The following is a 21,106-nucleotide window of genomic DNA, read 5'->3' as shown; positions in this document are numbered from 1 at the left end:
GGCCCGTTACGGTGCCGAATTCATGCCCGCGTTCCCCCAGCGTGCGGCCCATCTGGTCATGCAGTTCGCTGGGGAACGGTCCCTCACCCACACGCGTGGTGTAGGCCTTGGCAATGCCCAGAACGAAACCGATGCTGGTCGGACCAACACCCGCGCCCGTGCCCGCATTGGCCGCGACGGTATTGGAACTGGTCACGAACGGATAGGTGCCGTGGTCCACGTCCAGCATCACCGCCTGCGCGCCCTCGAACAGGATACGCGAACCACTGCGCCGGCTGTCATCCAGCAGATCCCACACCGGGGCCACGAAGGGCAGCACGCGGGGTGCGACGGCGTTGAGGAAATCCAGCAGTTCAGCCTTGGTGAACGTATCGGCCCCAAGACCCTTGAGCAGGGTGTTGTGGTGCAGCAGCAGTTCGTCCAGCTTCCAGTCCAGCGTTTCCGGTTCGGCCAGGTCACACAGGCGGATGGCGCGACGGGCCACCTTGTCTTCATAGGCGGGACCGATGCCACGGCCCGTGGTGCCGATCTTGCGGTCACCCCGCGCGGCTTCGCGCGCGCGGTCCAGCGCGCCATGAACGGGCAGGATCAGGGGCGCGTTTTCAGCAATCTTCAGCGTCTCGGGCGTGACCTTCAGGCCCTGCGCCGTCACGCGGTCGATTTCCTTCAGCAGCGCTTCGGGATCAACTACCACGCCATTGCCGATCACGCCCATCTTGCCCCGCACCAGCCCGGACGGCAGCAGGGACAGCTTGTAGGTCTGCTCACCCACAACCAGCGTATGGCCCGCATTGTGACCACCCTGGAAACGCACGACCACATCGGCCCGGCTGGCCAGCCAGTCCACGATCTTTCCCTTGCCCTCGTCACCCCACTGGGTGCCGATCACGGTGACGTTGGACATTTCTTGCTCCTTGCTATACGGCCCGACCGGAACAAAGGCGACCAGCCGGAAAAAACCTTGTTATATTAAACAGATAACAGAAATTCAGATGCCATCCACCGGCATGGGCCGACCATCAGCCACCACCAGCGCACAGGACAGGCGCCGGGCCTCGGCCCGTGCATCGGCTTCATCGCCCAGCGCGCTGACCGTGGCATAGCCCCCCGCACGCAGGGCGGCCCCCACTTCCGGCGGGGTCCCCCACGGCAGGAACACACGCGTCCGGCACGGCAGCGGCGGGGCCGCGCGCAGGATGATGTCAGGCCGCAGGGTCAACCCGCAGGCCGGTTCATCATTATTGGACAGGTAGCGGCCACCCCGGCCCAGTTCTTCGCGCTGGCCTGCGGCATAGACGCTGACACATACGCCGGTATGGTACTGCCAGCCCCGGAATTCCACCGGATCCACCGTCAGGCGGATACCCGGCACACGCGCCTCGATCGCGGCGACGGTTGCAGCCAGACGCGCACTGTGGGCACGCACCACCGGCGGCAGGTCCACCGCCGCCAGTTCCGCCAGCGCCCCATGGGCCGGGCCGGCCGCATGCAGCAGCCGGATCAGGACCGGCGCCAGGTCGCCGCCATGGCGTTCCACGGCGGCCGCATCCTTGCGGTCCAGCGCGCGCATCAGCATGCCGCGCACATGCGCATCAAAGCCCCCGGCATCCACCAGCGCGGTGGTCAGCGCGGGCATGGTCAGGTCAAAGGACACGCCCTGCACCTGCAGCGTGGCAAGGCATTCGGCCGCAAGCGCCACGATTTCGGCATCCGCTTCCGGCTGGTCGGGACCGATCAGTTCCACCCCGGCCTGCGAAATCTGGCGTTCGCCATCACCCCGGTTGCTGGCCATGAGAATACACGGCCCGGCATAGGCAAGCCGCAGGGGACGCGGCACATCAGGCAGCCGGGTCGCGGCAATGCGCGCGATCTGGGGCGTCATGTCGGGACGCAGCGCCATCATGCGGCGCGTATCGGGGTCCATCAGGCGGAAGGTCTGTTCCGCCACGGCAGCGCCCGAACCCGACAGCAGCGTTTCCTCGAATTCCAGCAGCGGCGGCGTGACGCGGTCATATCCGTGGGCGGCGAAGACGCGCATCAGCGTCTCGACCCCGGCCGCCNCCTCGGCCTCGGCCTCGGGGGGGAGCCTGTCCACGAAGCCTGCGGGCAGCAGCGCGGGGTTGAACGGCGGGTCATCAGTCATATCGGGGGCCTATCGTGCTGCACCATCTCCACGGTGGCAGCCGGGACATGATGGATCAGACATGGAAAGCGGAAGGATCAGGCGTGCTGGCCGCGTACCTGCGCATAGGCCCAGTCCAGCCACGGCAGGACCGCCTGCAGGTCGGCGGTTTCCACCGTCGCCCCGCCCCACAGCCGCAGGCCCGGCGGCGCATCACGGTAGCTGCCGATATCCAGCGCCACCCCTTCCTTGCCCAGCAGGGATACGATCTGCTTGGCAGCCTTTGTCTGGCCCGCATGGTCCAGCGCAGTAAACCACGGGGCGACAATACGCAGGCAGATGGCCGTGCTGGAACGGTGCGCAGGGTTGGGGGCAAGAAACTGCGCCCAGTCGGATTGCGCTTCCCACCCGGCAATGGCGGCCAGATTGGCTTCGCTGCGGGCGATCAGGCCCTTCAGGCCGCCAGCGCCTTCGGCCCATTTCAGGCCATCCAGCGCATCTTCCACGCACAGCATGGACGGCGTGTTGATCGTGTCACCCCGGAAGATACCGTCAATCAGGCCCTTGCTGTTGGTCAGGCGGAAGATCTTGGGCAACGCGCGGGGCGCTGGCGTGGATACCAGCCGTTCCACCGCGCGCGGCGACAGGGCCAGCATGCCGTGGGCGGCCTCGCCCCCCAGCACCTTCTGCCACGACCATGTGACCACATCCAGCTTCTGCCACGGCAGGTCCATGGCGAAGGCGGCGGACGTGGCGTCGCATATCACCAGCCCGTCGCGCTGCGTGGGAATGGCGGCGTCATACGGCAGGCGCGCGCCCGATGTCGTGCCGTTCCATGTCAGCACCACATCGCGCGCCCAGTCCACCTGCGACAGGTCGGGGATTTCACCGTAATCGGCCTTCAGCACGCGGGCGTCGGGCAGTTTCAGCTGGGCTATGATGTCGTTTGCCCATGTGGCGGAAAAGCTTTCGAACGCCAGCACGTCTACCGGGCGGGTGCCCAGGATGGACCACATTACCATTTCCACCGCACCCGTATCCGACGCGGGCACGATGCCCAGCACCCAGTCATCCGGCATGCCAAGCATGGCCTTTGAACGGGTAATGACCTCGTTCAGCCGTGCGCGCCCTTCGGCCGAACGGTGCGAACGCCCCACCAGCGCATCCGACAGGGCGGAAAGCGACCAGCCCGGACGCTTGGCGCAGGGACCGGAAGAGAAGCACGGATTGGCAGGCCGTACGGACGGCTTTGCAGTAAGGGCATCAGGCAAGGGAGACATCGTCCTGTTCGCGACACGGGCAAAGGGACAGCAACACCGGGGCGGTGCGCCAGACTGGTGCGAGAGGGGGGATTCGAACCCCCATGCCTTTCGGCGGTCGATTTTGAGTCGACTACGTCTACCGTTCCGTCACTCTCGCATACAGGCAGCCCGCCCTGTGCGGGACGGAATACCACGGCAATCAGTCCAGGGACGTCTTGCGGACCCGCTATATCACACGGGCGGCGGCGGTTCCAGCCCAAGCATCAGCGCCACATTCTGCAGTGCGGCACCCGACGCGCCCTTGCCCAGATTGTCCAGCCGTGCGGTCAGCACGGCCTGCCGCAGCGCGTCGTTACCATGCACACGCAGTTCCATCCGGTCGGTGCCCGCCAGCGCGTCCGCCACCAGCTTGGCGCACGGTTCGGCCACCGTTACGCGGTCCGAACCCCGGTAATGCGCAGCCAGGGCTTCATGCAGGTCCGCAATGGCGACCCTGCCGGGCAGGCGGTCCAGATGCAGCGGCACGGACACGATCATCCCCTGCGGGAAATGCCCGACCGACGGCACGAAAACCGGCGGCTGCGCCAGACCGGCATACAGGGTCATTTCCGGCATGTGCTTGTGGCCCAGACCCAGCCCGTACAGTTCAAACGCTGGCCCGCCATCGCGCTCATGCGCTTCGATCATGTTGCGGCCACCGCCACTGTAGCCACTGACGGCATTCACGCACACGGGGTAATCCGCTGGCACCAGCCCTGCCCTGACCAGCGGGCGCAGCAGGCCGATCAGCCCGGTGGGATAACAGCCGGGATTGGAAACACGGACGGCGGCCCGGATGGCGGCAGGCTGGGCCGCATCCATTTCGGGAAAGCCGTAGACCCATGCCGGGTCGGTGCGGAACGCGGTGCTGGCGTCGAGTATGCGCGGCGCATCATCCCCCATGGCGTCTGCCATCGCCACGGCTTCCTTCGCCGCCGCATCGGGCAGGCACAGGATGACGATATCGACCGCTGCCATCATCTCCCGCCGGGCGTCGGGATCCTTGCGCCGCACGGGATCGATGGAACGCACGGTGACAGGCAGGTGGCGCAGGCGATGGCGGATGCCCAGTCCCGTCGTCCCTGCCTCGCCATCGATAAAGACCGTTGCCTGTCCGTTGCTGCTCATGTTCGGTGTGTCCTGATAAAAACTTCCCGCCTCGGGATGGGCGATCTATACAAAACCTGTGCCCGACCGCAATACAAACAGGCAGGACTTCCCACCCATGCACGATGCTTCTTCCGCCCTTGCCCGCCTGCTGGACATCATGGCCCGCCTGCGTGACCCGCAGACGGGCTGCCCATGGGACCGGGAACAGGACTTCGCGTCCATAGCACCCTACAGCATTGAAGAAGCGTATGAAGTCGCGGACACCATTGCGCGCGAGGACTGGGACAGCCTGCCCGATGAACTGGGCGACCTTCTGCTGCAGGTCGTCTACCACGCGCAGATGGCCGATGAAAAAGGCATGTTCGACTTCGCCACCGTGGCCCGCATGATTGGCGACAAGATGGTCCGCCGCCATCCCCATGTCTTTGGCGATGCGCCGGTGGAAGCAGGCCAGTGGGAAACGGGCAAAGCGCAGGAACGTCTGGCGCGCAACAGGGGCGGCACGCTGGATGACGTGCCGGTGGGCCTGCCCGCCCTGCTGCGCGCGCGCAAGCTGTCCGCGCGCGCGGCCCGCACCGGCTTCGACTGGGACACGGTGGGCGAGGTCGCGGCAAAGGTGGATGAGGAACTGGACGAACTGAAGGTCGAACTGGAAAGTGGCGACCGGGCGAAGATATTCGATGAACTGGGCGATGTGCTGTTCACGCTGGCAACACTTGCGCGCAAGCTGGACATGGACCCCGAAGCCTGCCTGCGTCAGGCCAACGCCAAATTCACCCGCCGCTTTACCGCCGTCGAGCACGACCTCGCCGCCCGTGGCCTTGCGCTGGCGGACGTGGATGTCAAAACCATGGAAGAAGGCTGGCAGGCCGTCAAACGCCGTGAACGCGCGGCACAGCCACAGGACTGAAACCCGCGCAAACCATCAAAGGTTTTTGGTGAAGCTTTCTGAAAAAAGGCGGCACCCGGAAAGTTTTCGCTTTTTATCAGCCATTTATGCAGCAGGGGTCAGCAGCAGGTCACGTAGCGCCTGCCAGCTTGCCCTGTCCGGCGCGTAAAGCAGCCCGCCGCTACGATCCGTGACACGGTAGGGCGAGCCGTCAAAATGGGCGCTGTAACCACCGGCTTCCGCATGGATCAGCCACCCCGCCAGGTGGTCCCACGGCAGGGTACGGTTGAACAGCAGGAAGTGGCACCGCCCATCGACCAGCATCAGGTATTCATGCGCCGCACACCGGAAATCCCATGATCCCGCAACCTTGGGCAGGTTATGCGTCACCACGTCGCGCACCGGCGCGGGCAGGTAGCGCCATGATGCATTACCCGACATCTCCCGCGCGGGCACGGGGGCTGCCACATGCAGCCTGCGTTCGGCGCCCTTGCCGTCATGCAGCCATGCACCCTGGCCGCGCGCGGCCAGAACCGCGATGTCGCATACGGGATCAACAATGGCCCCGCCAATCACTTCCCCCCGCGACACGGCGGACACCATGACACCAAACAGCGGCACGCCCGCCGCATAATTGGCGGTGCCGTCAATCGGGTCGATCACGAAGGCAAGTTCCGCCGCGCCAAGGCCGTCCAGCAGGGAGGGATCAGCCGCGACCGCTTCCTCCCCCAGTACAAGCGCATCAGGCCATGCGGCCCGCAGGGCGGCGGTCAGGTCACGTTCGGTGGCTTCATCGGCCACGGTCACGATATCCAGCGGCCCACTCTTGGCACGGATGTCGGCACGATCAAGGCAACGGAAGGACGGCATGACATGGCGCGACGCCGCCCCCCGCATCATGCCCACCACATCGTGCATGTCCGCCAGTGTGATCCGTGCCGTCATTGCAGCCCCTCCGCTATGCGTATCCGTCCTTCACCGGTGCCCATCCATGCGCCGGTACCGGCCTGTTTGCCACCCCGCCCACAGTCACGAAACGGTCGGCACGCAGGCGTGCCTTAGTCCTGCAGGCAGGTCACGATACGGCCGAACTGCATTTCAAACCGCGCACGATTGGCGGGGGACAGGCGCACGGTCATCTCCACGCCGTCCTCCCCATCCTCGCGCTCCGTGACCTCGCCATGTTCATACAGCCACGCCATCGCCGCCCCTTCGGCCAGCGGCACGCGGTAGGCGACGACTTCCATCGCCCGAGTCATGCGTTCGTCAATTGCGGCCAGCAGATCGGGCAGGCCATCGCCGGTAATGGCGGAAATGACCACATTGCCCGGCCGCGCGCCCACCGCGTCACGCCCGCCCACCAGGTCGGCCTTGTTCAGCACCTCGATCACACGGGACTGCCAGTCCTGTTCGATGGTGCCATTGCGGGCCATGCCTTCGAGTACTTCGATCACATCATTGCGCTGCGATGCGCTGTCGGGATGCGAGACATCACGCACATGCAGGATGATGTCGGCTTCCGCCACTTCTTCCAGCGTCGCGCGGAAGGCCGCGATCAGTTCGGTCGGCAGGTCACTGATGAACCCCACGGTGTCGGACAAGATTACCCGCCGCCCCGATGGCAGCTGGATGCCGCGCATGGTAGGGTCAAGCGTTGCGAACAGCTGGTCCTGCGCATAGACGCTGGCCCCGGTCAGGGCGTTGAACAGGGTGGACTTGCCGGCATTGGTGTAGCCAACCAGCGCCACGATGGGGAATGGCACCCGCCTGCGGGCCTGCCGGTGCAGGCCACGGGTACGGCGGACCTGTTCCAGTTCGCGCTTCAATCGCACGATCCGGTCGCCAATCATCCGGCGGTCGGCCTCGATCTGGGTTTCACCGGGGCCGCCAAGGAAACCGAAGCCACCACGCTGGCGTTCAAGATGGGTCCATGTGCGCACGAGACGGCTGCGCTGGTATTCCAGATGGGCCAGTTCGACCTGCAGCGTGCCCTCACGCGTGGCCGCGCGTTCGCCAAAGATATCAAGGATCAGCGCGGTCCGGTCGATCACCTTGCAGCCCAGCGCGTGTTCAAGGTTACGCTGCTGCACCGGGGTCAGGCGGGAATCAATGATGACCACGGTGATGTTGTCAGCCTTGACCGTTTCCTTGAGCGAGTCCACCTGCCCGCCACCAAGCAGGGTCGCCGGCCTGCGCGCACGCAGCAGCAGCACCGCCTGACACACGACCACCAGCCCGATGGACTCGGCAAGGCCGACCGCTTCTTCCAGCCGGGCTTCGGCCGCACGCGCGTCATCATGCCGGTCGGGGCGCTCCCACGGCAGGATGACGGCGGCGCGCGTGGCGGATGGTGGCTGGGCCGCCGTCACGACGGGCTGCCATCCGTGGCTGCACGCTCCTCTGTGCCGTCGGTCTCGGCCGGGGGTTCAAACAGGCTGACCGGCGTGGCCGGCATGACCGTGCTGATCGCATGCTTGTACACAAGCTGCGTATGGCCATCGCGCCGCAGCAGGACGGAGAAGTTGTCAAACCAGGTGATGATCCCCTGAAGCTTGACGCCATTGACCAGGAAAATGGTAACCGGCGTTTTCGACCGACGGACGTGGTTGATGAACACGTCCTGGACATTCTGTGAAGGTTCTTTTGCCACGGCAGGGCCTTACTTGTTGTTTGTTGGGCGGAATCACACGGCACAGTCGCGTGTCATGCTACGGCGTTGCCACCGTCCGTATCACAGTTCGTTGTCTAGCAGTCATGGGCTGCATGGGCAAAAGCTCATCCCGTGTTGCGATCCTCGGACGTCACGCCAAGCTGCTTGAGCTTGCGGTGAAGCGCACTGCGTTCCATCCCCACGAATCCTGCGGTACGGCTGATATTCCCACCGAAACGCAGCAGCTGCGCCTGCAGGTACTGGGTCTCGAACAGGTCACGGGCCTCACGCAGCGGCAGGCTCATCACATCCTCGTCAGAATCGAACTTGAGCAGCGCGGGCGCGCCATCCCCCACGGTGGAAGGCAGCATGTCGGCGCGGATCGGGTCCGTGCTGTTGCCCGGCATCATGATCAGCAGGCGTTCCATCAGGTTGCGCAGTTCGCGCACATTGCCCGGCCATTCATAACTCTGCAGCGCCGCAATCGCGTCGCCCGACAGTTCACGCAGCGGCAGGCCGGCATTTTCGGCCGCGCGGTCAAGGAACATGCGGGCCAGTTCGGGTATGTCCTCACGCCGTTCACGCAGGCTGGGAATACGCAGGGGCACCACCGCGAGGCGGTAGTACAGATCCTCCCGGAAGCGCCCCATCGCGATTTCGGACTGCAGGTCGCGATTGGTGGTGGCCAGCACGCGCACATCCACCTTGACCCGCCGCGCGCCGCCCAGCCGTTCGAATGTCTGGTCCTGCAGCGCGCGCACGATCTTGCCCTGCGTTTCCAGCGGCATGTCGGACACTTCGTCCAGCACCAGCGTGCCACCATGCGCGCGTTCCAGCACCCCGGTGCGGCGGCCCGCGCCGTCATCCCCGCCCTCGATGCCGAACAGTTCCTCCTCGAACCGGCCGGGGGCGAGGGTGGCGCAGTTGAGCGCGATGAACGGCCCTTCCGCCCGGCGGGAACTGGCGTGGATCATCCGCGCCGCCACTTCCTTGCCGGTACCCGCAAGGCCTGAAATCAGCACGCGCGACCCGGTGGGGGCCACGCGGTCGATCTGGTTGCGCACGGCCGTAATGGCAGCGCTGCGTCCTTCCAGCACGGTGCCGGAGCCCGCGCGCAGGCGCAGTTCGGCATTTTCGCGCGCCAGGCGGGACGCCTCCAGCGCGCGGCGCACCACGACCAGCAGGCGGTCGGCCTGAAAGGGTTTTTCGATAAAGTCATACGCGCCATGCTGCAGGGCGGCGACCGCGGTATCGATCGTGCCATGTCCCGATATCATGATGACCGGGATGGACGGCTCCTCCTTGTGCAGGACATTCAGGATGCCCAGGCCATCCAGCCGTGAGCCCTGCAGCCATACATCAAGCACCACCAGCGAGGGCCGACGTTCCCGGAAGGCCGCAATGGCGGAATCGGAATCCGCCGCCAGCCGCGTCTCGTATCCCTCATCAGCCAGAATACCCTCGATAAGGAGCCGGATATCCGGCTCGTCATCGACGATCAGGATTTCATGCCCCATGGTCGTCCTTTATCGGCAAAATCAATGTCGACACAGCTCCCCTGCTCCCGGCGCGATCCGCAAGCCCGATGCTTCCGCCGTGATCCTCAAGAATCTTCTTGACGATCGCAAGACCAAGTCCGGTTCCCTTGGGCTTGTGGGTCACATATGGCTCGGTCAACCGGGCGCGATCCTCGACCGGCAACCCGATTCCATCATCCTCAACGCTCAGGATGACGTTCGGATCATCCTGCTTCAATGTAATACGGATCGTGCCGATCACGCCATCCACGCCGGCCGCCCCGACTTCGGGACGCATGGCGATGGCGTCCGCCGCGTTCTGCAAGAGGTTGGTCAGCGCCTGCCCCACCAGCCTGCGGTCACACTGGACCAGCTGGCCACGGTCGGGCAGATGGACTTCATACAGGATTTCGGGGTGCGCGTTGCGCTGCAGGATCAGGGCCTCACGCACGATGCGCGACAGATCCTCCATGCGCATGACCGGTTGCGGCATGCGGGCAAAGGCGGAAAATTCGTCCACCATGCGCCCGATATCCCCCACATGGCGGATGATGGTGTCCACGCACTGCGCAAAGGTATCGGGATCTGACGTGATCTCGCGCAGGAAGCGGCGCTTGAGCCGTTCGGCGGCAAGCTGGATGGGGGTCAGCGGATTCTTGATTTCATGCGCGATGCGGCGGGCGACATCAGCCCATGCCGCCTTGCGCTGCGCAACCTGCAGGGCAGTTATGTCGTCAAAGGTCACGACATAGCCATCAGCGAAATCGCCGGTCACCGTACTCTGCATTTCCGCGCCGATTCGCACCAGCAGGGTACAGGCGCGCCCGCCCGCCAGCACCTGCACCTCGCCCGTCAGTTCACGCCCGCCCTCCTGGGCGATGCGTTCCAGCATGGTGCCCAGTTCCGGCACCACATCCGTCAGGGGGCGCCCCACGCCGGCCGCCATGTCACGCTGCAGCAGTACGCTTGCCGCACGGTTGGGCAGTTCGATCATACCGTGCGAATCCAGCCCGATGACACCGGCCGACACCCCCGACAGCACGGCCTCGGTAAACCTGCGGCGTTCGTTGATCTGGTTGGTGGCGTTGACCAGTTCCGCGCGCTGGGTCGCAAGCTGCGTGGTCATGCGGTTGAAGGCGCGTGACAGGCTGGAGACCTCGTCATCGCGCTCGCCCTCGGGCACGTTGCTGTCCAGGTTGCCCTTGCTGACCCGTTCGGACGCCAGGATCAGCAGCCCCAGCGGCCGCACGATCTGGTTGGCCAGCATGAGGCCGATCAGGATCGCCGCCCCCAGCACCAGCACGGCCACGAGCGCGAAGATCAGCACGAAGGTGAACTGGATCTTGGCCCGGTTGCCATTCAGGCGCTTGTAATCGGCCACCACCTGTTCGGTGCGGTGCATGTGTTCAAGGATATCGGGGTCCACCGGGCGTGCGATCATGAGCATGAGCGGCGGCGTATCCCCCAGGGTCACGACCGCGCGGACGGTCTTTTCATCCGGTGAATCAAGGATTGCGATTTCGTTCGTCCGCGCCATCAGGGTGGCCGCGGGCGGCGGCAGGTCCTTCAGGTTGGCCGCCTGTCCCATAAGCCCGCCCGACGCCACGACGGTATTGGTGAACGGGTCATAGACCACCGCCACGTCCAGCCCCCGCAGCGTGGCCTGCGAATCCAGCACCTGCGACAGCGCGTCGGGATCATGCAGAAGGTCACCCCCCGACCCGGACAGCCCGTTCTGCGCGCTGACCAGGTAATTGGCCAGCGAGAACGCCTCGGTCCGGATATTGGCGTTATGTTCCTGCAGGTAGCCACGGGATGTTTCCAGCGCCTCGTTCAGCGCGGTGTTCACCCGGTCACTGAACCAGATCTGGATGCCGTAATGGAAGAACACGGCGGCGAACGTGCCCACCACGATGGTGGGCGCCACCGCGACAATGCCGAACAGCGTGACCAGCCGCACATGCAGCCGCGCCCCGGCCAGCCCGCTGCGGCGTTCGGCCACCACACGCCCGACCTTTTCCGTAAGCGACGTCGCCAGCAACAGCAGCACGAGGAAGTTCAGGATGAACACCAGCGCCTGGATCTGCGGGTGATGGGCCAGCGACTTGCCACCCGACAGCACGACGAAGGTCGCGACCCCCAGCACCAGCGCCAGCAGCACCAGCACCAGCGCCACGTTGCGCCGTACCAGCATGTCCAGCACCCTCCGGGCCAGCCGGTAGGCCATGCTTGGGCGCGGCGTCGTGTTCATGCTCATGCGCCGCCGCGCACGACCGGAATATCCAGATCCCTGATCTTCTTGCGCAGCGTATTGCGGTTCAATCCCAGCATGGCCGCCGCCCGGATCTGGTTTCCACGCGTGGCCGCCAGCGTCATGGTGATCAGGGGGCGTTCAACCTCGGCAATCACCTTGTCGTAAATATCGCTCAGCGGCATGCCGTCCTGCCCGGATGACAGGAAGCGGCGCAGGTGCCGTTCCACCGCCTCGGCCAGTGTCTCGGCTGTTCCGCCGCCCGCGCCTTCGCCTGGTGGCGCCGTATTGCTGGCCTCCGCCAGTTCGGCGGCGATGATGTCAGCCCCTATGCTTTCCTGCGGGTGCAGCGCCGTGATGCGGCGCATGAGGTTTTCAAGCTCGCGCACGTTGCCCGGCCAGCGATAGGCCTGAAGCTGCGCCATCGCCTGATCATCCAGCACGCGCGCGCTGCCCGCGCCTTCGGCATTTTCATTCAGGAAATGCCGCGCCAGCAGGGGAATGTCCTCCACCCGTTCGCGCAGGGGTGGCAGGCGCATGGGCACCACGTTCAGGCGGTAGTACAGATCCTCGCGGAAGGTGCCCGCGCGGATCGCCTGCCGCAGGTCACGATGGGTGGCGGCGATGATGCGCACATTGGCGCGGATGGGCATGGTGCCGCCCACGGTCGTGAACTCCCCATCCTGCAGCACGCGCAGCAGGCGGGTCTGGGCTTCGGGGGGCATGTCCCCGATTTCATCAAGGAACAGCGTGCCCCCCGCCGCCTGTTCAAACCGCCCGGCGACACGGCTGGTCGCCCCGGTAAAGGCGCCGCGTTCATGCCCGAACAGTTCGCTTTCGATCAGGTTGCGCGGGATGGCGGCCATGTTGATGGCGACAAAGGGGCCGGCACGCCTGCGCCCGTAATCATGCAGCGCGCGGGCCACCAGTTCCTTGCCGGTGCCGCTTTCGCCGTTGATCATCACCGTCAGGTCCGATGTCGTAAGGCGGGCGATGATGCGGTAGATATCCTGCATCACCACCGATCGCCCGATCAGCGACATCTGTTCATCCGGCTGGGCCGGGGCCAGCGGCTGCACGGGGGTGGCGGGAGTTGCCAGCGCGCGGGCGACCACCGCCAGCACTTCCTTGAGGTCAAAGGGCTTGGGCAGGTATTCGAACGCGCCGCGCTGGGTCGCCTTTACCGCCGTCATCAGCGTGGACTGGGCGCTCATGACCACGACGCGCAGGTCGGGGCGGATGCGGCGGATGCGCGGGATCAGGTCCAGCCCGTTTTCATCGGGCATGACGACATCGGTGATGACAAGGTCGCCCTCGCCCTCCTCCACCCACTGCCACAGGGTGGACGCCTGGGCGGTGGTGCGGACCTGATAGCCCCCGCGCCCCAGCGCCTGGCTCAGCACCGTACGGATGGAGCGGTCATCATCAGCAACAAGAATGGTCGGCAGCGACATACGCTATAAATCTCTCAGGTCCAGTGGGGGAACATCAGGGCGTGTCCCGGCCCTCGGTCACGACGGGCAGGTGCAGCAGGACCTCGGTGCGGCCGGGCTGGCTTTCCACCTCGATCACACCGCCGTGGTCGCCCACGATCTTGCCAGCCAGCGCCAGTCCCAGCCCGCTGCCCGTGGTCTTGGTTGTCAGGAAGGGTTCGAACAGGTGCGGCCGGATGTTTTCGGGAATGCCCGGCCCGTTGTCCCGCACCGACACCAGCAGCGGCAACTGTACGCGCTGGCTGCCCGCCCCGGTGGAAACCCAGATGCCGGGCCGGTAGCTGGTGGTCAGGGTGATTTCTGGCGGGGCCGCATCATCGGGATTGGCATGCAGCGCCTCGGCCGCGTTCTTCACCAGATTGAGCAGCACCTGCACCAGTTGGTCACGGTTGCCCCACACCGGCGGCAGGGAGGGGTCATAGACTTCATGAAAGCGGATATCGGCGGCAAAGCCCTGCTGCGCCAGCCTGCGCACATGTTCCAGCACCCTGTGGATATTGACGGGCCTGCGTTCGATCGGCCGGTCGCTGAACATGTCCATCCGGTCCACGAGGTCGCGGATGCGGTTGACCTCGTCCTGAATCAGGACCGCAAGCTCACGGTCGGATTCGCCTACCGATGTTTCCAGCAGCTGCGCCGCGCCCCGGATACCCGATAGCGGGTTCTTGACCTCATGCGCGAGGATGGCCGCCATGCCCGCGACACTGCGCGCCGCGGACCGGAAGGTCAGCTGCCGGTCCAGCACGCGGACAGCGGAAAAATCATGGAAGGTCAGCACGACCGAGCCGGGTTCTTCCATGACCGGCGCGCCCTGCACCGTCACCCCGTCATGGCGCAGGCGGGGACTTTCCAGCGTGACCTCGTGCTCGACCACCGTATGATCCTCGGCACGGACCTGTTCCATCAGCAGGAACAGCGGGCTGTCACCGGGCAGGATGTCCGTCAGGCGCATCTGCACCAGGTGCGCGCGCGACATGCCAAAAAAAGGCTCCGCCGCGCTGTTCACGTATCCGATGGCGTTATCCGCCCGCACGACCACAACCGGCAGCGCCAGCGAGTCGAGGATCACGCGCCCGTTGCCCGTCACGTTATCGGGTGCGCAGGGCTCATGGGGGACAGGGGAAGGCTGGCCCATCCTCATGCCGCCTGTGCCGCGGCCCTTTCCGCCCCCACGGTGGACGGGCGGGGCCCGCGCGCATTGCCCGCTTCAATCTGGCGGTCATAGAATTCGTGGATCATGCCGATGACCGCATCCACCGTATCGACCCGGTTGACGGCGGCACGGAAACCCGCGGAATCCGGCAGGCCCGCCGAATACCACGACACATGCTTGCGCGCGAGGCGCAGGCCGGGATGGGCGCCGAAATGGTCGATCATCATGCCGTAATGTTCCAGCACGATGGCCTTTTCCGCCGCAAGGTCGGGTTCGGGCACGTTTTCGCCATGCACCAGCGCGCGCGCCACCTGCGCCAGAAACCACGGCCGGCCATAGCAGCCACGTCCGATCATCACGCCGCGCGCACCGGAGCGTTCCAGCGCCACGCGGGCATCTTCCACCGTCAGGATATCGCCATTGACGATAACCGGCAGGTCCACCGCATCGACCACGTTGCGCACAAAATGCCAGTCCGCCGTGCCGTTATAGAACTGCTGCCGGGTGCGGCCATGGACCGTCACCATGCGTATGCCCGATTCCTGTGCAATCCGCGCAAGCCTGGGGGCATTCAGGCTGTTATGGTCCCAGCCCATGCGCATTTTCAGTGTCACGGGCACGTCCACCGCGCGCACCACGCCTTCCAGCAGGCGGCCGGCCTGTGCCTCGTCACGCATCAGCGCGGAGCCTGCCAGCTGCCCCACCGCCACCTTTTTCACCGGGCAGCCGAAATTGATGTCGATGATATCCGCCCCGCGATCAACCGCGATCCGCGCGGCCTGCCCCATCGCTTCGGGGTCGCACCCGGCCAGTTGCACGGAATTGGGGCCGTCATCCGCCACTTCGGCCATGCGCAGGGTGTTTTCGTTTTCGCGGATCATGGCCCATGACGCGATCATTTCGGACACGACCAGCCCCGCCCCCAGCCTGCGCGCCAGCCTGCGGAACGGCAGGTCGGTCACCCCGGCCATGGGCGCCAGAATGACGGGCGCCTGAAGGACGACCCCACCCCCCAGATCAATGGGCGACAGCAGCTGAGACGACATGAACCACGCTTCCCCACCGGAACCCAGCCGCGCCCGATGGCGGCAGAAAGGCATGCCGGCTACAATATCCACCAATAATGCTTATGATTTAGGCAGAATACCCTCTCCCGCCGCCCCGTGCAATCAGGTTCGGTGCATTGGGGCAACATTTTCATGCCAGCCCATGTCCGCGCGCGGGCCGGTCAGTCCACGCTCAATGCTTGACGCGCGGGCCACATGGCCGCATTGCTCCGCATCATGCGTGTTGCAGCCATCCTTCTCGCCGCGGGCCAGGGCAGCCGGTACAGCGCCCAGACCGCGACACCCCTCGCCAAGCAGTATGTCACGCTCGGCGGGCGGCCCGTCATCCGCCACGCGGCGGATGCCCTTGCCCCCCATGTGGGCATGATCCAGCCCGTGGGCGATCCCGCCCTGCTGGCCGGTGCGCTGGAGGGGTTCGCCCCCCCCGGCTGCACGGTCCTGCCGGTCGTGCCGGGCGGAACCACGCGACAGGCCAGCGTCAGCGCGGGGCTGGACGCCCTTGACCGCCTGCCTGAAGACGAGCGGCCCGAACTGGTGCTGATCCATGACGGCGCGCGGCCCTATGTGCCAGCCGAGGTGACGCAGGGCGTGATCGCCGCGCTGGAAAAGCATGCGGGCGTCATTCCCGCCGTGCCGGTGGCCGACACCATCAAGCGCGCGAAGGACGGCATCATTACCGATACCGTGCCCCGCACCGACCTGTTCCGCGCCCAGACGCCACAGGGTTTCCGTTTCGCGCTGCTGCGTGACCTGCACCGCGCGGCCAGTGCCGCGGATGCCACCGATGACGCCGCCCTGCTGGAACAGGCGGGACACCACGTGGCGATCGTCCCCGGTTCGGAAGACAACATCAAACTGACCTACAAGGAGGATCTGGTGCGCCTGGAACGCCTGATCGGCCCGACCCTGCTGCCGCGCACCGGCACGGGCTACGACGTGCATGCCTTTGCCGAAAACCGGCCCCTGATCATGTGCGGCATCAACGTGCCGCACACGCGTGGCCTCGCGGGTCATTCGGACGCGGATGTGGGCATCCATGCCCTGTGCGACGCCATTTACGGCGCACTGGCGGAAGGTGACATCGGCCGCCATTTCCCGCCCAGCAAGAACGAGTGGAAGGACGCCGACAGCGCGCGCTTTCTGGTCCATGCGGGTGAGCGCATCCGCCAGCGCGGCGGCATGCTGGTCAATGCCGACGTGACCCTGATCTGCGAACGGCCCAAGATCGGCCCGCATTCGGAAGCGATGCGCGCGCGCCTGGCGGAACTGCTGAAGGTTGATGTGGGCCGGATCTCGGTCAAGGCCACGACCTCCGAACGCCTTGGCTTTACCGGGCGCGAGGAAGGCATCGCCTGCCTGGCCAGCGCCACGGTTCTGGTGCCCTGAGCACCCAAAAAAACGGCCCGGTGTAACGCCGGGCCGTCTTGCATTCCGAAAGAAGTTTCTGGTGAAGCCTTTTGCAAAAGGCTTCAGGGAACGCTGCCTTTTTGGAAAAAAACGGCACCCGGAAACTTCGACCTGTTCAGGTCATATGGCACAGGCGCAGGAAACGCGATGCGTCCGTGACCTCAAGGGCCAGCAGACGCAGGCTTTCGACCTGTTTGTCATCCCTGCCCCATATATCCATCTGGGTGCGTTCATCCACGGACGCGACCTCGGCCGCCTTCGCGGGGGGCAGCGCGCCGGTCACGACCGCCAGGCCCAGCACGATGCTTTTCATGGCGGGCACCATCACCCCCAGCGCCGCAAGCGTGGGATTATCCATCTTTTCCAGTATGCCGCGCCACGCCGCCTGCACCGCCGGCGACTGCGACAGGGGCATGATGCCCTGCGTCACCGCCATGTCGATGCCATGGCGCGCATGCAGCCACGCAAGCTGCGGATCCCATTCCGCCTTCTGACGTTCACATAGCAGGGCGGGATGATCCGCGCGGTAGCACAGCAGTTCCCCATCCACATACTGCAGCAGGGCGGTCACCTGCGCTGCCGGATCCGGGGCGACACGTTCGATCATCGTGCCGGCAATACGGGTCAACGGCAGGTCGTCGGGGGTGAAATCACCCCCCTTTTCCCCACCGGCATGCGCCCATTCATCGGCAATCGCACCGGCCAGCGCGCGCGACGCGACACAGAGTGGCGTCCCACCGGGCAGGCGGATGCCGCGGCCGTCAAGCGCGACGCTGAAGCCCCCCTCCGCCGGACGGGCGGCGGCCTGTACCCAGAACCGCTTTCGCCTGCCCTGTGTCTGGGGCGTGGGGGGGCGTACCCCCTCCTTCATCCCGTTGCCCTGCGTCATTTCAGGATACCCAGCCCCTTCAGCAGGCCAGCCGCCTTCTTCACATCAGGCGAGGACTTGGAATTGCCCAGCAGGCCCGCGGCGCCAGAGGACTGCGCCTTGGGCGCCGCCGTCGTGGGTTCGGGCCCGGCCTGCCCTTCACGCGCGACCTTCAGCGTCGCGGGGCACGGATCGGCCACTGCCTTGCTGTCCGACCCGCCCAGCAGCAGGCCGATGGCGTAACGGCCATCCGCGCCGCCATCCATCTTGGGACGCGGGGACGAAAGCGTGCCCCCCACGCGCAGCGGCACGGTGGCCCCGGTGCCACCGATCATGACCTGCGGCACAAGATGCAGGTCCAGATCATGCGACACCATGCCCACCGTGCCCTTGCCGGTCACGGTCAGCGCATTGGTCTGCACGCCGATGGTGTCCACGTTCGCCTTCTTGTCCGCCATGTTCATGTGCAGGCCGAAGCAGCGCAGCGCGATCGGGCCGGAACCCAGCGCGCCACGCGCCGCATCCCCCAGCAGTTCGCCCAGCGCGCTGCCGCTGACCGTGCCATTGACCATGGACACGCCAAGGTGCCCGGTCATGCCGGTGCGCAGTTCGGTCGCGGTATTGCCCTGCGTACGCACTTCACCCACGACCTGCAACGCACCCTGCACCATGTTGGACAGGCCCGCCTTGCTTTCCAGCCATGTCGCCGGCAGCACCAGCGTACCGATCGTGCCCGATACGGTGGGCACGCTGCCCGAGGCATCGACCTCGAACTGGCCCGACAGGCGGCGGCCCGTGCCCTCGGCCTGTAGCGGGTCAACCTTCAGCAGCCCGTTCCGCAGGCTGATATGGGTCAGGGCGTTGTGGTATTCATCACCCTCGAATTCCAGCTGCGCCACGGTCAGGCGCAGGTCCGCATCCAGCTTGCGCAGCCGGTCGAACGGCAGCGTTTCATCACTGCCCTTGCCATTCGCAGGCGTGACAGTACTGGCATCGGCCTTGGTGGCGTTGGTGTTACCCATCAGGGCATCCGCATTCACCCAGCTTGCGTCAATCGCGCCACTGACCAGCGGCACGCCCGCATGGCCACCATGAACCGACAGGTCGAGCGCCCCCTTGAGGGAGACCTGCGTGCTCTTGACCGCAATATCCGAAAGCTGGAAATGCGCGCCGTTATCTTCGCTGACCAGATGGGTCGAGGCTTCCAGGTGGTCGATCACGGCACCATTGGGCAGCGGCAGCTTGCCAGCCGATGCATTGACATTCACCACCGCGCGCGACCCGCCCAGCGTGCCCGCGACACGCAGGCTGCCCGGATCACCCGACAGGTCCAGCGACAGCGGCAGGGGGTCAGCCAGATGCGACAGCGCCGCCTGCTCCACCTGCTGCAGCGATCCCAGCGTGCCGGACAGTTTCAGTCCCTGCCCCTGCCACGTGCCCTGGCTGCGGATGGTCACGGCGTCCTTCGGTCCCGGCGCGTCAACCGACAGCCCCTGCAGCGTCAGGCCGGACAGGTACTGCCCGGCATCCACCGCGCCCGTGTCCAGATGCAGGGAATTGAGCAGCGGCGTGCTGCCTTCCTTGTCCGCGGCGCTGCCATCCACCACATTGGCCTTGAGCGACAGCCGCCGCACATCCGGCAGGCTCAGGCCGGGGACGAATGCCTCGATCGCCTTCAGGCTGGCGATCTTGCCATCCAGACTGATGTTGTAGCCCTTCATGTGGTCGGGGTCGGCCACGGTGCCATCCACCGCCATCTGCCCCACCTGCTGCCCGCCAGCCCTGAACGCCGCCTGCAACGCAACCGGCCAGCCCGCCCGCGCGGTGGATGTCAGGTTGATGGCGCCCGTATGGCCCGCCAGCGTGAAGCTGCCGCTGTCATTATGGCCCGCCACGTCGATCTCGGGCTTCGCGCCATCAACGTCGGACAGGTTGATGTGGTCCAGCACCACCTTGCCCTTGCTGCCCGACATCCGGTCGTCCCAGTCAAGGTCGGCATTGCTTATGCGAATGCTGCCGATCTGCACCTTCCAGTCGGACGCGGCCTGCGCGGTCCTGGCGTCAGGCGTTGCGGTGGCCTGCGCGCTGTCGGGTGAAAGCCGCCAGTTGGCCTGCCCCTTGTCCGTGCGTTCCAGATGAACGACGGGGTGGACCAGCTTCAGGTCCTCCAGCCGGATTTCATGGTGCAGCAGCGCCATCAACCCCATGCTGGCCTGCAGCTTGTCCGCCGTCACCATGTCGGTATAGGCGCCACCGGCCATGTCCGACAGCCCGACATCACTGACCGACAGTGACAGGGTCGGCAGGACATGCAGTTCCAGTCCCCCCATGCGCACCTTGCGGCCGGTCTGCTTTTCAATCGCGGCAATGGCCTTGGTGCGCAGCGCGTCTGGGTCCAGCATGGACTTGACCGCAAGTCCCGCCCCCCCCGCGATCACGACCAGCGCCGCGACCGAGCCGAGGAGTATGCGCCGTGCATTTCCGTTATGTGCCATTTCAATTCCTGTCCTGTACCATTCGGGCCGCGCTAGCTGCGGCGGGGCTGTGCCGTGGCGGGTGCGACAAAACCGATCTGCCGGAATGTCTCACGCATGTGAGGGGGCAGGTCCGCCTCGACCATCAGCGTGCCACCGGCCGGATGCGGTATTTCCAGCCTGCGGGCATGCAGGTGTAGCTTATCCGTAAGACCCGTGACATGCGCTATGTCACCGCCATATTTCGGATCACCCAGTATGGGGTTGCCCAGTGCCTCGCAATGCACGCGCAACTGGTGGGTGCGGCCCGTCAGCGGCGAAAGCGCCAGCCATGACAGCTTGCGTCCCGCCGCATCCAGCACCTCGTATTCCGACAGGGCATGCACCGCGTCCGCATCGCCCCGTTCGGCCACGACGCTGATGGCGCCCGCCCCCGCGCCCAGCTTGGTCAGCGGCTGGTCGATGATGCCCGTGGCCGGGCTGGGGCGGCCCACGACAACGGCCCAGTAAACCTTGTGCACGTCACGGCCACGGAACGCCGCCGCCAGCTTGGCCGCAACCCCGGGTGTGCGTGCAACCAGCAGCAGCCCGGACGTATCACGGTCAATGCGGTGGACCAGGCGCGGGCGCGGGTCATCGGGGCTGTCGCGCAGGCCATCGAGCAGCGCGTCAATATGGTGCGTGATGCCCGGCCCGCCCTGTACCGCGATGCCTGCGGGCTTGTTCAGCACGATCACGTGGTCATCGCGGTAAACGACCATCTGGTTGATTTCACGCACCTGCCGCGCGTCCAGCGGCTTGACC

16 protein-coding genes, 1 tRNA gene and 1 pseudogene (1 of these 18 running past the window's edge) are annotated in these 21,106 nt (G+C 65.8%); 2 read left to right on the top strand and 16 right to left on the bottom strand.

The window, feature by feature from the left end:
• The 5 genes from GEU01_RS22320 to argC form a co-directional block, all read right to left on the bottom strand.
• Window positions 1-904: adenylosuccinate synthase (locus tag GEU01_RS22320; protein ID WP_042710781.1), on the bottom strand; the 904-nt coding region annotated here is incomplete at its 3' end.
• 84 nt (window positions 905-988) lie between these two features.
• Entirely contained in the window at window positions 989-2,143 is a 1,155-nt protein-coding gene (locus tag GEU01_RS05420; RefSeq protein ID WP_019085249.1) for an ATP phosphoribosyltransferase regulatory subunit, read from the bottom strand.
• 77 nt (window positions 2,144-2,220) lie between these two features.
• Window positions 2,221-3,402 (bottom strand): phosphoserine transaminase, encoded by a 1,182-nt coding sequence (locus GEU01_RS05415; protein WP_026018528.1) that lies wholly within the window; start codon window positions 3,400-3,402, stop codon window positions 2,221-2,223.
• Window positions 3,403-3,457: 55 nt separating this feature from the next.
• Window positions 3,458-3,541, bottom strand: a tRNA-Leu gene (locus tag GEU01_RS05410).
• A 74-nt stretch (window positions 3,542-3,615) separates the two neighbouring features.
• Window positions 3,616-4,551, bottom strand: a complete 936-nt coding sequence (gene argC, locus GEU01_RS05405) for an N-acetyl-gamma-glutamyl-phosphate reductase (protein WP_019085247.1) — start codon at window positions 4,549-4,551, stop codon at window positions 3,616-3,618.
• A gap of 97 nt (window positions 4,552-4,648) precedes the next feature.
• On the opposite strand from argC, the gene mazG reads away from it, so the two are divergent.
• Window positions 4,649-5,443, top strand: coding sequence for a nucleoside triphosphate pyrophosphohydrolase (gene mazG / locus GEU01_RS05400; RefSeq protein WP_010507071.1), 795 nt, complete (start codon window positions 4,649-4,651; stop codon window positions 5,441-5,443).
• Between the two features lie 84 nt (window positions 5,444-5,527).
• Here mazG and GEU01_RS05395 read toward each other — a convergent pair whose 3' ends face one another.
• The 8 genes from GEU01_RS05395 to dusB all read right to left on the bottom strand — a co-directional run bounded on the left by GEU01_RS05395 (window position 5,528) and on the right by dusB (window position 15,586).
• Window positions 5,528-6,367 carry an inositol monophosphatase family protein gene (locus GEU01_RS05395; protein WP_019085246.1) on the bottom strand — a complete coding sequence of 280 codons (840 nt, stop codon included), beginning with the start codon at window positions 6,365-6,367 and terminating at the stop codon, window positions 5,528-5,530.
• Between the two features lie 113 nt (window positions 6,368-6,480).
• Window positions 6,481-7,791, bottom strand: coding sequence for a GTPase HflX (gene hflX, locus GEU01_RS05390; protein WP_019085245.1), 1,311 nt, complete (start codon window positions 7,789-7,791; stop codon window positions 6,481-6,483).
• Window positions 7,788-8,072, bottom strand: a complete 285-nt coding sequence (gene hfq / locus GEU01_RS05385; RefSeq protein ID WP_019085244.1) for an RNA chaperone Hfq — start codon at window positions 8,070-8,072, stop codon at window positions 7,788-7,790. Before hfq ends, hflX begins: the two co-directional genes overlap by 4 nt.
• A gap of 125 nt (window positions 8,073-8,197) precedes the next feature.
• The gene (ntrX, locus tag GEU01_RS05380; RefSeq protein ID WP_019085243.1) at window positions 8,198-9,589 is read right to left on the bottom strand and encodes a nitrogen assimilation response regulator NtrX; all 1,392 of its coding nucleotides are present in this window, start codon (window positions 9,587-9,589) and stop codon (window positions 8,198-8,200) included.
• Entirely contained in the window at window positions 9,579-11,846 is a 2,268-nt protein-coding gene (locus GEU01_RS05375; protein WP_019085242.1) for a sensor histidine kinase NtrY-like, read from the bottom strand. The genes ntrX and GEU01_RS05375 overlap by 11 nt, the downstream gene beginning before the upstream one ends.
• Complete coding sequence (ntrC, locus tag GEU01_RS05370) at window positions 11,843-13,294, bottom strand: nitrogen regulation protein NR(I) (RefSeq protein WP_019085241.1); 1,452 nt, start codon at window positions 13,292-13,294, stop codon at window positions 11,843-11,845. Before ntrC ends, GEU01_RS05375 begins: the two co-directional genes overlap by 4 nt.
• A gap of 34 nt (window positions 13,295-13,328) precedes the next feature.
• Window positions 13,329-14,468, bottom strand: coding sequence for a two-component system sensor histidine kinase NtrB (locus tag GEU01_RS05365; protein ID WP_010507086.1), 1,140 nt, complete (start codon window positions 14,466-14,468; stop codon window positions 13,329-13,331).
• 2 nt (window positions 14,469-14,470) lie between these two features.
• Window positions 14,471-15,586, bottom strand: coding sequence for a tRNA dihydrouridine synthase DusB (dusB, locus tag GEU01_RS05360; RefSeq protein WP_019085240.1), 1,116 nt, complete (start codon window positions 15,584-15,586; stop codon window positions 14,471-14,473).
• Between the two features lie 183 nt (window positions 15,587-15,769).
• On the opposite strand from dusB, the gene ispF reads away from it, so the two are divergent.
• The gene (gene ispF / locus GEU01_RS05350; protein WP_026018526.1) at window positions 15,770-16,939 is read left to right on the top strand and encodes a 2-C-methyl-D-erythritol 2,4-cyclodiphosphate synthase; all 1,170 of its coding nucleotides are present in this window, start codon (window positions 15,770-15,772) and stop codon (window positions 16,937-16,939) included.
• A 136-nt stretch (window positions 16,940-17,075) separates the two neighbouring features.
• Here ispF and GEU01_RS05345 read toward each other — a convergent pair whose 3' ends face one another.
• The 3 genes and pseudogenes from GEU01_RS05345 to GEU01_RS22315 all read right to left on the bottom strand — a co-directional run.
• Complete coding sequence (locus tag GEU01_RS05345; RefSeq protein WP_019085239.1) at window positions 17,076-17,849, bottom strand: ATP12 family chaperone protein; 774 nt, start codon at window positions 17,847-17,849, stop codon at window positions 17,076-17,078.
• Window positions 17,846-20,323 carry an AsmA family protein gene (locus GEU01_RS05340; protein WP_019085238.1) on the bottom strand — a complete coding sequence of 826 codons (2,478 nt, stop codon included), beginning with the start codon at window positions 20,321-20,323 and terminating at the stop codon, window positions 17,846-17,848. The genes GEU01_RS05345 and GEU01_RS05340 overlap by 4 nt, the downstream gene beginning before the upstream one ends.
• Before the next feature lie 32 nt (window positions 20,324-20,355).
• A pseudogene (locus GEU01_RS22315) lies at window positions 20,356-21,106 on the bottom strand (RluA family pseudouridine synthase); it runs 225 nt beyond the window's last position.

The sequence above is a fragment of the Komagataeibacter europaeus LMG 18890 genome, from assembly GCF_000285295.1.
GTDB lineage: Bacteria > Pseudomonadota > Alphaproteobacteria > Acetobacterales > Acetobacteraceae > Komagataeibacter > Komagataeibacter europaeus.
This window is presented reverse-complemented; position numbering and strand designations above follow the sequence as displayed.